This window comes from Pseudomonas sp. BNK-15, from assembly GCF_047456105.1.
GTDB lineage: Bacteria > Pseudomonadota > Gammaproteobacteria > Pseudomonadales > Pseudomonadaceae > Aquipseudomonas > Aquipseudomonas putida_E.
Genome location: NZ_CP179898.1, coordinates 1,085,922 through 1,100,144, shown reverse-complemented (window position 1 = coordinate 1,100,144; position 14,223 = coordinate 1,085,922). Strand labels below are relative to the sequence as shown.

14 protein-coding genes are annotated in these 14,223 nt (G+C 63.8%); 7 read left to right on the top strand and 7 right to left on the bottom strand.

From position 1 onward, the window contains the following. Window positions 1-66 precede the first annotated feature (66 nt). Together ACMGF5_RS04985 and ACMGF5_RS04980 are read right to left on the bottom strand one after the other, a co-directional pair. The gene (locus ACMGF5_RS04985) at window positions 67-1,023 is read right to left on the bottom strand and encodes a FecR domain-containing protein (protein WP_119687785.1); all 957 of its coding nucleotides are present in this window, start codon (window positions 1,021-1,023) and stop codon (window positions 67-69) included. Continuing rightward, the gene (locus ACMGF5_RS04980) at window positions 1,010-1,525 is read right to left on the bottom strand and encodes a sigma-70 family RNA polymerase sigma factor (protein ID WP_046784582.1); all 516 of its coding nucleotides are present in this window, start codon (window positions 1,523-1,525) and stop codon (window positions 1,010-1,012) included. Before ACMGF5_RS04980 ends, ACMGF5_RS04985 begins: the two co-directional genes overlap by 14 nt. 169 nt (window positions 1,526-1,694) lie before the next feature. Between ACMGF5_RS04980 and ACMGF5_RS04975 the strand changes: the two genes are divergently transcribed. From ACMGF5_RS04975 to ACMGF5_RS04965, 3 genes are read left to right on the top strand one after another with little or no spacing between them, the layout of a single operon-like run. Further along, complete coding sequence (locus tag ACMGF5_RS04975; protein WP_046784581.1) at window positions 1,695-2,321, top strand: DNA-3-methyladenine glycosylase family protein; 627 nt, start codon at window positions 1,695-1,697, stop codon at window positions 2,319-2,321. Between the two features lie 30 nt (window positions 2,322-2,351). Beyond that, window positions 2,352-3,404: a bifunctional DNA-binding transcriptional regulator/O6-methylguanine-DNA methyltransferase Ada gene (gene ada / locus ACMGF5_RS04970; protein ID WP_115273849.1), complete on the top strand. Its 1,053-nt coding sequence runs from the start codon at window positions 2,352-2,354 to the stop codon at window positions 3,402-3,404. A gap of 56 nt (window positions 3,405-3,460) precedes the next feature. Continuing rightward, window positions 3,461-5,860: a DUF3772 domain-containing protein gene (locus ACMGF5_RS04965; RefSeq protein ID WP_115273850.1), complete on the top strand. Its 2,400-nt coding sequence runs from the start codon at window positions 3,461-3,463 to the stop codon at window positions 5,858-5,860. A 58-nt stretch (window positions 5,861-5,918) separates the two neighbouring features. Here ACMGF5_RS04965 and ACMGF5_RS04960 read toward each other — a convergent pair whose 3' ends face one another. From ACMGF5_RS04960 to ACMGF5_RS04940, 5 genes are all read right to left on the bottom strand, one after another. After that, on the bottom strand, window positions 5,919-7,349 hold the full coding sequence (locus ACMGF5_RS04960) for an aldehyde dehydrogenase family protein (RefSeq protein ID WP_414157606.1): 1,431 nt from the start codon (window positions 7,347-7,349) through the stop codon (window positions 5,919-5,921). Between the two features lie 13 nt (window positions 7,350-7,362). Continuing rightward, window positions 7,363-8,865, bottom strand: a complete 1,503-nt coding sequence (locus tag ACMGF5_RS04955; protein WP_414157605.1) for a purine-cytosine permease family protein — start codon at window positions 8,863-8,865, stop codon at window positions 7,363-7,365. Window positions 8,866-8,958: 93 nt separating this feature from the next. Then, entirely contained in the window at window positions 8,959-9,348 is a 390-nt protein-coding gene (locus tag ACMGF5_RS04950; protein WP_039601730.1) for a YybH family protein, read from the bottom strand. A 268-nt stretch (window positions 9,349-9,616) separates the two neighbouring features. Then, window positions 9,617-9,763 carry an RES domain-containing protein gene (locus ACMGF5_RS04945; RefSeq protein ID WP_231386162.1) on the bottom strand — a complete coding sequence of 49 codons (147 nt, stop codon included), beginning with the start codon at window positions 9,761-9,763 and terminating at the stop codon, window positions 9,617-9,619. Beyond that, entirely contained in the window at window positions 9,760-10,155 is a 396-nt protein-coding gene (locus ACMGF5_RS04940) for a hypothetical protein (RefSeq protein ID WP_046784575.1), read from the bottom strand. The genes ACMGF5_RS04945 and ACMGF5_RS04940 overlap by 4 nt, the downstream gene beginning before the upstream one ends. Before the next feature lie 201 nt (window positions 10,156-10,356). On the opposite strand from ACMGF5_RS04940, the gene ycaC reads away from it, so the two are divergent. Genes ycaC through ACMGF5_RS04920 form a run of 4 tightly spaced genes read left to right on the top strand, consistent with a single transcriptional unit; the run spans window position 10,357 to window position 14,216 of the window. Next, window positions 10,357-10,977 carry an isochorismate family cysteine hydrolase YcaC gene (gene ycaC / locus ACMGF5_RS04935; protein WP_046784574.1) on the top strand — a complete coding sequence of 207 codons (621 nt, stop codon included), beginning with the start codon at window positions 10,357-10,359 and terminating at the stop codon, window positions 10,975-10,977. A gap of 51 nt (window positions 10,978-11,028) precedes the next feature. Then, window positions 11,029-11,847, top strand: a complete 819-nt coding sequence (gene ppk2 / locus ACMGF5_RS04930; RefSeq protein WP_115273854.1) for a polyphosphate kinase 2 — start codon at window positions 11,029-11,031, stop codon at window positions 11,845-11,847. A 36-nt stretch (window positions 11,848-11,883) separates the two neighbouring features. Then, a complete protein-coding gene (locus ACMGF5_RS04925) occupies window positions 11,884-13,080 on the top strand; it encodes a monovalent cation:proton antiporter-2 (CPA2) family protein (protein WP_414157604.1) in 1,197 nt (398 codons plus the stop codon). A 38-nt stretch (window positions 13,081-13,118) separates the two neighbouring features. After that, complete coding sequence (locus ACMGF5_RS04920) at window positions 13,119-14,216, top strand: AI-2E family transporter (protein WP_115273855.1); 1,098 nt, start codon at window positions 13,119-13,121, stop codon at window positions 14,214-14,216. The last annotated feature ends 7 nt before the right edge of the window (window positions 14,217-14,223 follow it).

The following is a 14,223-nucleotide window of genomic DNA, read 5'->3' as shown; positions in this document are numbered from 1 at the left end:
TTTTCGGGCTTTGTTCCTTCAGGCCGGACGAGAATGAGATTCCACCTCATTCTTTTTCAAAAAAGATCAGGCTGCCCCGACGCTGACCCAATAGCGTGTGCGGTAGTCGACACGTACCGGCAGGCTGCGGGTGAGCAGTTGCAGAATCTGCTCGGTATCGTTCAGCTGGTAAGTGCCGGATACCTTCAGCGCGGCCACCTCGCCAGCGCAGCGCAGCAGCCCCGGGCGGTAACGGGCCAGTTCGGCGCAGAACTCGCCCAGTGGCATCTGTTGCACGCTGAGCACACCGTCGGTCCAGCCCCACGGGTCGCCATGCAACGAGGCAAGCGCGTGAGCCCCGTGCGGCGATACTTGCAACACCTCGCCCGCCTGCACCACGCGTGGTGAAGGGGAGGCCGGGAACAAGGTGACTTTGCCGCGGCGCACGGCCAGCAACAGGCCCTGATCGTTTTCGCGCAGCAGCAGTTGGCCGTCCTGGGTAGCCAGGGCGCCGACCCGGGTGGTGATGCGGAACGGGCGGTTGTCGCCAGGGTTGCTGGCCAGGCTGACTTCGCCGCGCAGCAGGGTCAGTTCGCGCAGCTCGGCGCTGTAGTGCAGGTCGATGGCGCTGGCCGTGTTGAGCTGGATCTGGCTGCCATCACTACCCTGCAACCGGCGACGTTCGCCAGTGCCGGTGCTGTTGTCGGCCATCAGGGCGGCCAAGCCGAGCGGCTCGCGCGCGGCCCAACCGGCGGTGCCGCCGATCGCCAGCACCGCCAGCAGTTTGAGGTGGTCACGGCGGTTGATGCGCTGGCGTTGGCGGCCATCGAGGGTGCGCCGACTAAGGTCGCTGGGGAGCCCCGCCAGTTCGTCGCTGAGGGTGCTCACCCGCTGCCAGGCCTGGGCGTTGTGCGGGTGGTGGGCCAACCATTGCTGGAACTGCTGTTCGGTAGCCGGGCTTGGGGTGTCGAAGCGCAGCTTCACCAGCCATTCGATGGCCTGGTCGACCTGGGCCTGCGCGGGTACTTGATCAGAGCTCGGCATAGCGCAACCGGTAGCAGACGCCCAGGGCCTTGGCCAGGTCGCGTTCCACGGTGGCACGCGAAACGCCAAGGCGAAGGGCGATCTGCGCGATGCTCAGGCCATCGAGCTGGGCCAGCAAAAAGGCCTGGCGGGCGCGGGGCCTGAGCTGGTGCAGGGCACGGTCAAGGCGCTCGAGGGCATCCAGAATCACCAGGCGATGTTCTTCGCTGGGCACTTCGCCTTCGGGTACATGGGCCAGGCTTTCCTGGTAGGCGCGCTCCAGGGCGCGACGGCGGAACTGGTCGATCATCAGGCCGCGAGCGATGCTGCTCAGGTAAGCCCGCGGTTCTTTGATCGGCGAAACCTGGCGTGCACGCAGCAGGCGCACGAAGGTGTCCTGCGCAAGGTCTGCAGCGTGTTCCTGGCAGCCGACCCGGCTGCGCAGCCAGCCACGTAGCCAAGCGTGATGGGACTGATAGAGCAGGGCGACTTCGGCCGGTTTGAGCGTGTCGTTGAGCTGCATCGTAGCGGCTGATCCCAGGAAACATGCGTGACTGTGAATAGTTCTCAATTCTATGCATGGATGATGGCACGGGGCAATGGTTGCCCGGAATTAGCTGCGCAAGATTCGGCGTTTCCACGATCAGTGGCTGGGCTAAGCTGGTCCTGCCTTGAACCCACTGGAGCTATGGATGATCCTGGCCGACCTCTCGCCTGAAGCCTATCGCGAAGCCACCGATTACCTGGCCGCGCTGGACCCTGACTGGGCGCGGCACATTGCTGCGACCGGGCCGTGCCTGCACCGGGCGACACCGGGGCGCGAGCCCTATGAGGCGCTGGTACGGGCGATTGCCTACCAGCAGCTGCATGCCCGTGCGGCCGAAGCGATACTGGGGCGATTGCTGGCGCTGTTTCCTGACGATGGGTTTCCCGCGCCGAGGCAGTTGCTTGAGGTGGCGCCGGAAACGATGCGTACCTGTGGGTTTTCCGCGAGCAAGCTGGCGACAATCCACGGGATTGCCCAGGCCGCGCTGGACGGGGCGGTGCCGTGCCGGGAAGAGGCATTGGGCATGAGCGATGAGGCCTTGATCGAGCGCCTGGTTGCCTTGCGCGGCGTGGGCCGCTGGACCGTCGAGATGCTGCTGATCTATAGCCTGGAGCGCTCGGATGTGTTGCCGGTGGACGATTTTGCGGTGCGTGAGGGGTATCGTCGCCTCAAGGGGCTGGGCAAGGCGCCGACGCCGGCGCAGATGCGGTCGCTGGGCGCCGGGTGGCGTCCGCACCGCACGGTGGCAGCCTGGTATCTGTGGCGGGCCTGAGACGAATCAGCTTGGTTGAGGCATACCGCAATGACCCCCTACACCACTGACGAACAACGCTGGCAAGCTGTCTACACCCGCGACGCGGCAGCAGCAGGCCATTTCGTCTACGCCGTGCGCACCACCGGCATTTATTGCCAACCCGGCTGCAAATCGCGCATGGCCAAACGCGAGAACGTCGAATTCTTCACCGCTGCCGCCGCCGCGCAGGCCGCAGGCTATCGTCCCTGCCGGCGCTGCCAGGCCAAGCCGTCGAGCATTCGCCGCTGCGAACTGGTAGCCCGCGCCTGCCGCCTGCTCGAAACCCCGGACAATCCACCCGGCCTCGGCCAGCTCGGGGCACAACTGGGGGTCAGCCCGTACCACTTGCACCGCCTGTTCAAGGCTGCAACCGGCCTCACGCCAAAGGCCTATGCCACAGCCTTCCGCGCCCGGCGCCTGCGCGAGCGGCTGGGCGAGGGGAAAACATCGGTGACCGATGCCATCTTTGATGCCGGTTACAACTCCAATAGCCGTTTCTACGAAAGCGCCGATCAGCGCTTGGGCATGCGCCCGCGCCAGTACCGCGCCGGTGGCGCGGGTATGGCCATTCATTTCGCCGTAGGGCAGTGTTCACTGGGGGCGATCCTGGTGGCGCAAAGCGAAAAAGGCATCTGCGCAATCCTGTTGGGTGATGCACCTGAAGCGCTGCTCGAGCAATTGCAGGATCAATTCCCTAACGCTCGCCTGATCGGCGGCGATGCCGAGTACGAACGACTGGTGGCGCAGGTGGTGGGCTTCGTCGAGGCGCCCGCCCTGGGCCTGGACTTGCCTCTGGATGTGCAGGGCACCGCGTTTCAGGAGCGGGTCTGGCAAGCCCTGCGCGAAGTCCCGCTGGGCGGCCGGGTAAGCTATACCGAGATTGCCGAGCGCATTGGCGCGCCCAAAGCCGTGCGTGCCGTGGCCATGGCTTGTGCGGCCAACCGTATCGCCGTGGCGATTCCTTGCCATCGGGTGGTGCGCCGAGACGGCGACATCAGCGGCTACCGCTGGGGGGTGGAGCGCAAGCGGCAACTGTTGGAGCGAGAAACGGCACTCTCCTGAAGGCCGCAAGCCGCGTAGAATCCACCGCCAAATAGCCTTGTGATGAGGAACGTTCGATGAGGCGTGTCTGCCTTGCCCGATTTTACCTGGGTGTAATGGCCCTGATGCTGGCGCTTGCGTCGCCGGCCTGGTCGGCTTCCGTGCCGGTTGCCAACCTGGTTGCCAGCGAGCTGCCGGTGCTGGATGAAAACGCAAGTATCGAGCAGTTGAGCGACAGGCTCGACCAGATTCGTCAGGGCGTGACCAGCAACGCCAACGACGACCTGCTCTCGCAACTGCGCATGGCTACCGTGCAGGTCCAGCGACAGGCCGATGCGTTGAGCACCTTGCGCGCTGCTGACGTGCAGAAGCTCGACGACAAGCTCAAGGTCATCGGCCCGGTACAGAAGGATGAAGCCGCGACCCTGGCCTTGCAGCGCAAGGAGCTGGAGGCGCAGAAAAAGTCCGTGCTCGCCGAGCAGGATCAGGCCACCAAGCTGACTCAGTCGGCGCGCGACCTGTCCACGCAAATCGTCAACCTGCGCCGTAGCCAGTTCAACTCGCAAGTGACCAGCCGGGCGGCCACCCCGCTGAGCCCGGCTTTCTGGCAGTCGCTGATCCGTCCTACCGAGGACGATGTGATGCGCCTGCGTGACTTGCGCGGCGAGGCGGCCGATGCCGTCGCCAGTGCCTTGAGCGCTGAACACCGCGGGTTCTTCATCACTAGCCTGGTGGCCGCGATCCTGGTCTGGACACTGGTCCGCCTGGTCCTTGAGCGCCTGCTCGCTGCCGCCATGATTCGCTGGCTGCCCGAAGGCCGCCTGCGCCGAAGCGCACTGGCCCTGAGCGTGAGCCTGGCCACCCTGGGCACTATCGCCGGCGCCGTGTCGCTGCTGCGTTGGGGCCTTCAAAGCAGTGCCATGCTGGGCTCGGACATGGCCAGCCTGACCAACCACTTCCTCATGCTCGTGGTGTTCAGTGCCTTCATCACCGGCCTTGGCCGGGCCATGTTGATGCTGCAACGGCCTTCCTGGCGTTTGCCGCCGATCCCCGACGAAGTGGCCAGTGCTCTGGGTTGGTTCCCCAAGTTGCTGGCCCTGGCACTGATGGTGATGCTGACCTTCGAGCGCATCAACAGTGTGATCGGCACCAGCCTGGCGCTGACTGTCGCCACCAACGGCCTGACCGCGCTGGTGGTGGCCGCCATCTTCTCAATGGCGCTCATACGTTACCGCCGGACCTTGCGCAAACATGAGCTGGCGCGCCCGACCGGCCTGGCAGGGCTGATCCCGTTCGTGATCGTGGTGTGGGTCGGGCTCATCTTGCTGACGCTGCTGGCCGGCTACCTCACCCTGGCTTACTTCCTCACTGCCAAGCTGCTGTGGATCAGCATGGTCGCCACCTGCGCCTACCTTTTGACCACCTTCCTGGCTGATCTGTGCGAAACCCTGCTGTCGCCGCGTCAACCCGGCGGCCTGGCGCTGGCGTCGTCGCTGGGCCTGGCACCCCGCCATCAGGCCCAGGCCAGCACCATCCTGACCGGTGTCAGCCGCACGGTCCTGCTGTTCCTGGCCGTGATGCTGGCGTTGATGCCGTCGGGCACCAGCCCCGGCGAGCTGCTGCTGAGCCTGGGCGATTGGGACGGCACCGGTGGCAAGTTGCTTGGCAACCTGAACATCGTGCCGCAAGACATCCTGCTGGCCGTGGCGATGCTGTTAGGCGGCATGCTCGGTATCCGTGTGCTCAAGCGCTGGCTGAGCGAGCGCCTGCTGCCGGAAACCGACATGGACGCCGGCATGCGTGCCTCGCTGGTAACCCTGGTGGGTTACCTGGGCTTCCTGTTCCTGGCCATGCTGGTGATGTCGACCCTGCGCATCAACCTCACCAGCCTGACCTGGGTGGTCAGTGCGCTGTCGGTGGGTATCGGTTTCGGCTTGCAGCAGATCGTGCAGAACTTCATTTCCGGTCTGATCCTGCTCACCGAGCGCCCGGTCAAGGTGGGCGACTGGGTGAGCCTGGCGGGCGTCGAGGGTGACATTCGCCGGATCAACGTGCGCGCCACCGAGATCCAGATGTCCGACCGCTCCACGGTGATCGTGCCCAACTCGCAGTTCATCTCGCAGAACGTGCGCAACGTGACCATGGGCAATGCCTTGGGCGTGGTGGGCATCACCCTGACCTTACCGCTGGAGACCGATGCCAACCAGGTGCGCGACCTGCTGCTGACTGCCTTTCACGAGCATGAGGCGATCCTGGACGCGCCGGCTGCTTCGGTAACCTTCAAGGACCTGACGACCAGCGGCATGGTGATCAGTGTCAGCGGCTATGTGGCGGGGCCGCGGCAGGTGTCAGGGGCGCGCAGCGACCTGCTGTTCACCATCCTGGGGCGCTTGCGTGATGAGGGCATTCCCCTGTCTTCACCGCAGAGCATGGTGCTGGTGCAGGAGGGCGCACGCCCGGCTGACGAGCCGGCGTAATACCCTGGCGCGCAAGACGGCCGCCGGCGATTGGGCCGCCTGGCGGCCCCTGGGGCAATCAGCCCAGGCACCGCGTCACATGCTTGACCGACAGGTAGCCCGACAACCCCCAAGGCCCGAGCTCCCGCCCGATCCCGCTACCCTTGGTGCCGCCCCAGGACGTTTCGACGAACACCGCTTGTACCGAGTTGATCCACACATGCCCGACTTCCAGCGCATCGGCCACCCGCTCGGCGCGCTCCAGGTCCGCTGAGCAAACGGTGGCGACAAGGCCGAAACGGCTGTCGTTGGCCTCGGTAATTGCCTGTGCTTCGGTCGAGAATCGACGCGCGCACAGCACCGGCCCGAAGATTTCTTCATTCCACAGGCGGCTGTCCACGGGGACGTCGGTATACAGCGTCGGGCTGACAAACCAGCCGTCGCGGTCCAGCGCCTTGCCACCGGCCAGGCACTGCAGGCCCTCTTCACGGGCGGTGGCAAAGTAGCTGGCAACCTTCAACCATTGCGCCTGGCTGGTCAGCGGGCCCATGTCCACTTCTTCAGTCAGTGGGTTACCGACGCGCAGCGTTTCCAGTGCCTGTTGCAGGCGTGGCAGCAGCGCATCGGCAATGCCATCGTGCACCAGCAAGCGCGAGGTGGCCGAGCACATTTGCCCGGCGTTCCAGGTGATACCTGCGACGATCCACTCCACTGCCTGGTCCACATCGCAATCATCGAACACCACGATCGCCGATTTGCCGCCCAACTCCAGGGTCACGGGCCGGCACTGTGCCGATGCGCTGCGCATCACCTGGCTGCCGACGCTGTTGCTGCCGGTGAACGACAGCTTGTCCAGGCCGCTATGGCTGCTCAGTGCCGCGCCGGTCTCGGCTTTGCCGTTGACAATGTTCAGCACGCCCGCAGGCAGGCCCAGGGTATCGGCGATCTGGCCGTAGGTCTGCTCGATCAGCGGGGTGACTTCCGAGGGCTTGAGCACCACGGTGCAGCCTGCCGCCAAGGCCGGGGCGAGCTTCCAGGCGCTGGTCACCAACGGGAAGTTCCACGGCACGATCAGGCCGACCACACCCACCGGCTCCAGCCGGGTGCGGGCGGTAAAACCCGGTGCGGCCAACGCCACTTCGCGATTCCTTTCCGGCAGTTGCTCGGCCAGGTCGGCGTAATAAGCGAAGGTGGCTATGGCATCGTCCAGGTCGATTTCGGCCTCATGGCGAGGCTTGCCGTTGTTGCGCATTTGCAGGCTGATCAGTGCTTCACGGCGTTGCCCGAGCTGCTCGGCAAAACCGCGCAGGTACGCCGCACGCTCGTTGGCGCTGACCTGCTTCCAAGTGGGCAGGGCATTGCGCGCCGCCGCCACGGCCTGGTCGACCTGGGCAACGCTGGCGGCCATCAGTTCGGCAAAAGGTTGGCCCAATGCAGGGTCATTGACGCTGATGCAGTCGCTGCCCTGGCCTTCGACCCAGCGGCCAGCGATGTAGTGGGAAGTGGTCATGGTCGTTATCCAGTCAGGCCATTTCGGCAGGTTTCAGCACCGGCGTGTGCGCGGTGCTTTTGCAACGCACCCAGCGCGGGCCGTTGGGGCCATACACGCCAGCAGGTTCAGGGAATAGGTTGAGCAGCAGCAGGTACAGCACACCAGCCATGCCCAGGGTTACCGGCAGGCTCACGTCGATGCCGCCAGCCAGGTCGCCCAGCGGGCCGACGAACTGCCCAGGCAGGTTGACGAAGCTCATGCCTACCACCGCGCTGGGGACCCACGCGCCCATGCCGCGCCAGTTCCAGCCATGCAGGAACCAGTAGTGACCGCCGCGCTGGCCGCGGGTGAACACTTGCAGGTCGTCGGCGTGGTAGAAGCCGCGGCGGGTGATCAAGCCGAGAATCATGATCACCATCCACGGGCTGGTGCAGGTAATGATCAGCACGGCGAAGGTCGAAACGCTCTGCACCAGGTTGAAGGTGAAGCGGCCGATGAAGATGAAGGCAATAGCCATTACCCCGATCAGCACGGTGGCGCCTGCGCGGCTGAGCAGCCGCGGGAACACGCTCGACATGTCCAGCCCGGTGCCGTAGAGCGCAGTGGTGCCGGTGGACATGCCACCGATCACCGCGATCAGGCACACCGGCAGGAAGAACCAGCTAGGCGAAATCGCCAGCAGGCCACCCACGTAATTGTTGGCGGCGATGTAGTCCGCGGCGTGGGTGGCCACCAGGGTGGCGGTGCACAGGCCGAACAGGAACGGGATCAGCGTGGCGGCCTGGGCGGCGATCACCGCCAGCATGATGCGCGCCTTGGGCGTTTGCCGCGGGATATAGCGCGACCAGTCGCCGAGGAAGGCGCCAAACGATACCGGGTTGCTCATGGCCAGAATCGCCGCGCCGACGAAGGCTGCCCAGAATCCGGCCTGGCCAAGGTTGACGCTCCCGGCGTAGCCCGCATCGAACGGGCCGGCAAAGGCGAAGATGCCCAGCAGGAACAGCAGGCTCGAGGCCCACACGGCAACCTTGTTGACCCACAGCATGAAGCGGAAGCCGAAGATGCACACCACCAGCACCAGGATGGCGAACAGGCCGTAGGCCAGGCCCAGGGTCAGGTCGGTTTCGGGCAGCCCGGCCAGGCGCTTGGCGCCGCCGACCAGGGCATCGCCGGAACTCCATACCGACAGCGAGAAGAACGCCACGGCGGTGAGCAGCGACAGGAACGAGCCGACGATGCGCCCATGCACGCCGAAGTGCGCGCCCGACGACACCGCGTTGTTGGTGCCGTTGAGCGCGCCGAACAAGCCCATGGGCGCAAGGATCAGCGCACCCACGCCGACGCCGAGCAGGATCGCCCAGACCCCAGCCTGGAACGACAGCCCGAACAGTACCGGGAAGCTGCCCAGCACGGCGGTGGCAAAGGTGTTGGCACCGCCGAAGATCAGGCGGAACAGGTCCAGCGGGGAGGCGTCGCGTTGATCGTCAGGGATCTGTTCGACGCCATTGGTCTCGATACCGGTCGAGTGGCTCATGGTGATGCTCCAGCGCGGTTGTTGTAGGCCGGCGCGGTGCGCGGGCCCTCTTGTGGGTGCGATGGCAGGGCGGCAGGGCCGCGTAAAGGTGAATCAGGCGACGGTGACGACCGACAGGTGCTCATGGCAGGCCAGCCAGCGTTCGCCGTGGCGGCGGAACACGATGGTTTCGCGCTCGGCCAGTTGGTGCTGCTCGCCGGCGATGCGGATGTGCGTGGCAACATCGTGCATGAAGATCGCCACATCACCTTGCAGGCTCACCTGCGCATTGCTCGAAACGCAGCCGAGCACGGCAAAACCCTCGGCCTGCCATTGGGCCCAGAGGTCTTCGTAGGCGCCGCGCGACAGCAGCGGTTGCGCCAGGGTGTGGAAAAGAAAGGTGGCGTCTTCGCTGAAGCAGGCGAAGTAGCGGGCGGTGTCGTTGCTGGCGAAGGCGGCTACAAGGTCGGCGGCGGCCTGGCGTACCTGAAGTGTCTGGTCCACGGGAGTGGCCTCACGGTTATTGTGATTGTGGTGAAGCGATTCTGGTGGGGGTTGGCGGGTGAACAAATCGCTGGGGGGAAATAATTAGTTCAGGAATTTGTGAAGTGAAGGGCGATGAACCAGGCGCTTAGCCTGACTCAGGAATCACTCCAGGAAGATTGGTCGCGAGGCAAGTCGCCTCTGGGGTCATTAACGATGAGTAACTCACCAGCAATCCCGGCGGTAAAAACGGGCTACCCTGCTGGAACTCGGCCACGGCAGTGGCCGGCTACAGGGACAGGTAAAGCGCCTCAAGCCCTTTGCGATTGGCGCGGCCACCTTGGGTAGCCGCGCCGGTGCCGGATGTGGGTGTTATTGCCCATTTCGGTGTGTGCAGCCGGTAGCAGGGCAGGTTCTTCAACGCGATGATTTTCATCCTTGAGAACCGGCTTCCCATGACTGCAGGAAGGCGATCAACTGTTCAGTTCGGCCGTCGCTGACAACCTCTTCTGGCGTTCTGTAGTCGAATGTCGACAGCGGTTCGTTCTTGAACCAGAAAATGGCCTTGGTCATGTCCGTGCCCATGTCAGTTACAGCACGCAAGACCCGCACGGCATCACGTATGTACGCCTGGATCTTCTCCGACTCGGGGGCGTTGCGCACGGTGTTGCGATGGACATGGGCGCGGGTTGCGAATGTCTGCTGGTCCATCGAGAACACCTTCAGGAACCGCTCAGGGGAGAACATGACCCGATTGACTTCCCGAAGCGCTTCCATCAGCCCCTCGAAACTTGTGGGTTGAAGTTCCAATACTGCATTGCTGGCCATGATTGACCTCCTGAGGGGTTTCGCTTCTCACAAGCACAATATTTGCACAATTTGAGCATAAATCAAGATCTTTGCACGCAGGCTGGGACCGCGCTGTCATCGGTTCTGCACCGCCGCCTTGGATCCGACTGGCGGTCTTACTCACCCCCCATCCTTGCCTACGCTGAAACTCCCACCCCAACGTTAGCAAGGAGATCGGACATGGCCTTCCAATACAAGCGTCTGGACAAGAACAACGCCGCGGTTCTGCTGGTCGATCACCAGACCGGCCTGTTGTCGCTGGTCCGGGATATCGACCCCGACCGTTTCAAGAACAACGTGTTGGCGCTTGCCGACCTGGCCGAGTACTTCAAGCTGCCCACCATCCTCACCACCAGTTTCGAAACGGGCCCCAACGGGCCGCTGGTGCCCGAACTCAAGGAGCAATTCCCCGACGCCCCCTACATCGCCCGGCCGGGCAACATCAACGCCTGGGACAACGAAGATTTCGTCAAGGCGGTGAAGGCCACCGGCAAGAAGCAGTTGCTGATCGCCGGGGTGGTCACGGAAGTCTGTGTGGCCTTCCCGGCGTTGTCGGCGCTGGAGGAGGGCTTCGAGGTGTTCGTGGTCACCGATGCCTCCGGCACCTTCAATGAGCTGACCCGTGATTCGGCTTGGCGGCGGATGGAGGCAGCCGGGGCGCAACTGATGACCTGGTTCGGCGTGGCCTGCGAGCTGCACCGTGATTGGCGCAATGATGTTGAAGGCCTGGGCACATTGTTCTCCAACCATATTCCCGATTACCGCAACCTGATGACCAGTTACAGCAAGTTGGCCAAGTAAAACGGCAGGGATCGACCATACTCACTGTTCATTCGCCCCAAGGAGCGTGTCATGGCCAAGCCGTCCAGGAAGAAAGACTTGCAGGCGCCTGTCGAGAAGCTGGGCGGCAAGGCCTATGACAAACAGCTGAAAACCCTGCATGTGGAATTGGTGAAGCTGCAGGAATGGGTCGTGGCCAAGGGCCTGAAGGTGTGCATCGTGTTCGAGGGCCGTGATGGTGCCGGCAAGGGCGGTACCATCAAGGCCATCACCGAGCGGGTCAGCCCACGGGTATTCCGCGTGGTGGCGCTACCGGCGCCGACTGAACGGGAAAAGTCCCAGATGTATGCCCAGCGTTACCTCAACCACCTGCCGGCAGCGGGGGAGGTGGTGATCTTCGATCGCAGCTGGTACAACCGCGCAGGCGTTGAGCGGGTGATGGGCTTTTGCACCGACGAGCAGGCCGGCAAGTTCCTCGCGGTGGTGCCCTTGCTGGAGAAACTGATGGTCGAGTCGGGGATCATCCTCATCAAGTACTGGCTCGAAGTCAGTGCCCAGGAGCAGACCCGCCGCCTGCAGGACCGCATCAATGACGGCCGCAAGGTGTGGAAACTTTCGCCCATGGACCTCAAGTCCTACACCCGCTGGGACGAATACACCCTCGCCCGCGATGAAATGTTCGCGGCTTCCGATTCATCGTGGGCGCCGTGGTTCCTGGCCCATTCCGACGACAAACGCCGTGCTCGCCTGAACATCATCAGCCATCTGCTTTCGCGCATTCCCTACAAGGACGTCACTGGCGACAAGGTGGTGAAGCTGCCCAAACGCGGCAAGATCGGCAAGTACAAAGCGGTAGCCTATCCCTTCAAAGTGGTCGAAGAGCGTTTCTGATTCCCTCACTGCGCATGGTCGCAAGGGTACGAACCTATGCCACATGACGGCAGCCTGCTGCAGGCTACAGTGGTCTTCCTGCTGGCCGTGGTGCTTCTGGTGCCACTGGCGCAGCGTCTGAAGATGGGGGCGGTGCCTGGCTATCTTCTGGCCGGCATCCTGATTGGCCCTTCGGTATTGGGGCTGCTTGATAACCCAGGCAACGTGGCACGGATTTCAGAGATCGGTGTGGTCATGTTGCTGTTCGTGATTGGCCTGGAGCTATCACCACAGCGCTTGTGGACCATGCGTCGGGCGCTGTTCGGTGTCGGGGCGCTGCAGGTCGGGCTGACTGCCCTGGTGCTTGGCTTGCTGGCGTATGCAGTGTTCGGCCAGTCGAAACCGGCGTCGATCGTTCTGGGGCTGGGCCTTGCCCTGTCGTCCACCGCGTTCGGCCTGCAGGTTCTGGCCGAACGCAAGGACCTGGGCAAACCGCACGGCCGCCTGGCCGTGGCCATCCTGCTGTTTCAGGACATCGCCGCCATACCGCTGATTGCCGTGGTGCCGTTGCTTGGCGGTGATGTCAGCACTGCCGATGAGCGCGCCTGGCCGCTACTGGCGGTGTCACTTGGCATTGGCCTGGTGATCGTCAGCGGCCGCTACCTGATGACACCGGTGTTCAAATGGACAGTCGGGTCGGGCCTGCCGGAGCTGTCGACAGCCACAGCCTTGCTGGTGGTGCTGGGCACGGCTTGGGTGATGGAGCACGTGGGCATATCCATGGCCCTGGGCGCCTTTCTTGCTGGTGTGCTGATGGCCGAGTCACCGTTTCGCCACGAACTGGAAACCCAGATTGAGCCGCTCAAGGGCCTGTTGCTGGGGTTGTTTTTCGTCGGGGTGGGAATGAGCGCCGATTTGCGCCTGCTGTTCGGCATGCCTCTGGCCGTGCTGGGGCTGACGTTGTTGTTGGTGGGCATCAAGTTGCCGCTGCTCTGGGGGTTGGGCCGGCTGGCGGGTGGGCTCACTCACCCGCAGGCGCTGTGCCTGGGGGTGGTACTGGCATCGGGCGGCGAGTTTGCGTTCGTCGTATTCAAAATGGCGCACGAACATCACGTACTGACTCAACAGGTGCACGACCTGCTGGTGCTCGCGATCACCCTGTCGATGGCGGTAGTGCCGCTGGTGATGATGGCCCTGGCGCGGCAGCTGCCTGAGCGCGATATCTCGCACCCTGCACCCAGAACGGACCACTGAATCGCGCCCCTGGCGCATTGAGCACGAGGAGATGAGTCATGCAGCCGAGTATCAAACTGGACAGCGCCCGGTCACGGGGCCTGCTCGATGTGCTCATCAAGGCAGGCCTGGTGGCTGCCCTGGTGCTTTTTGCCTTTCAGGTTTTCCAGCCATTTCTGGAGTTGATGCTGTGGTCGGTGATCCTGGCGGTGACGTTGTATCCGCTGTACCAACGCATCAAGCGTGGTTCAGGTTTCAAGGACGGCTATGCGGCGACACTGGTGGTGCTGCTGGTGCTGGTGGTGTTGCTGGTACCGATCTACCTGGTGGTGATGTCCATCGGTGAATCGGTGGACCACCTGGTGTCGCTGATCAGAAGCGACAGCTGGAGCGTGCCGGTGCCGCCCGACTCTGTGGCCAACTGGCCACTGATCGGGCCGAAAGTCCATGCGCTGTGGCTGTCAGCCTCCGAGAACCTGGCCGATGTGATTGCGCAATGGATGCCCCAGCTCAAGAGCGCCGGGCGTACGGCATTGGGTGCGGCGGCCAGTGCCGGCGGGGCCTTCCTGCTGTTCGTCGGCGCGATCATCATTTCCGGCGTGATCATGGCTTTTGGTGATCGTGGCGAAATCGCAGCACAGCGCATCGCCATGCGGATTTCTGGCCAAGAGCGGGGCAAGCCGCTTGCCACGTTGTGCACCGCGACCATTCGTGCAGTGGCGCAAGGGGTGATCGGCATCGCCTTCATCCAGATGCTGCTGATCGGTGTGGGCTTCGTGATCAAAGGCGTCCCAGGTGCCGGCATGCTGGCCATTCTCATCCTCATGCTGGGCATCGCCCAGGCCCCGGCGACGTTGATCACGTTGCCGGTGATCATCTACGTACTCAACGTCGAGGGCTTCACCGTGGTCACTATCGTGTTCGCTGTCTACACCTTCGTCGCCGGGCTTGCCGACAACGTGCTCAAACCTTTGTTGCTGGGCCGCGGGGTGGATGTGCCGATGCCGGTGGTGTTGATCGGTGCGCTGGGCGGCATGGTGGTCAAGGGCATCATCGGGCTGTTCCTCGGCCCGGTGATCCTCGCTGTGACCTACGTGCTGTTCTGGCAATGGGTGGCCTTGCAGGTGCCGGAGCAACCCGCGCCGCCGGCAGCCTGAGCCAAGG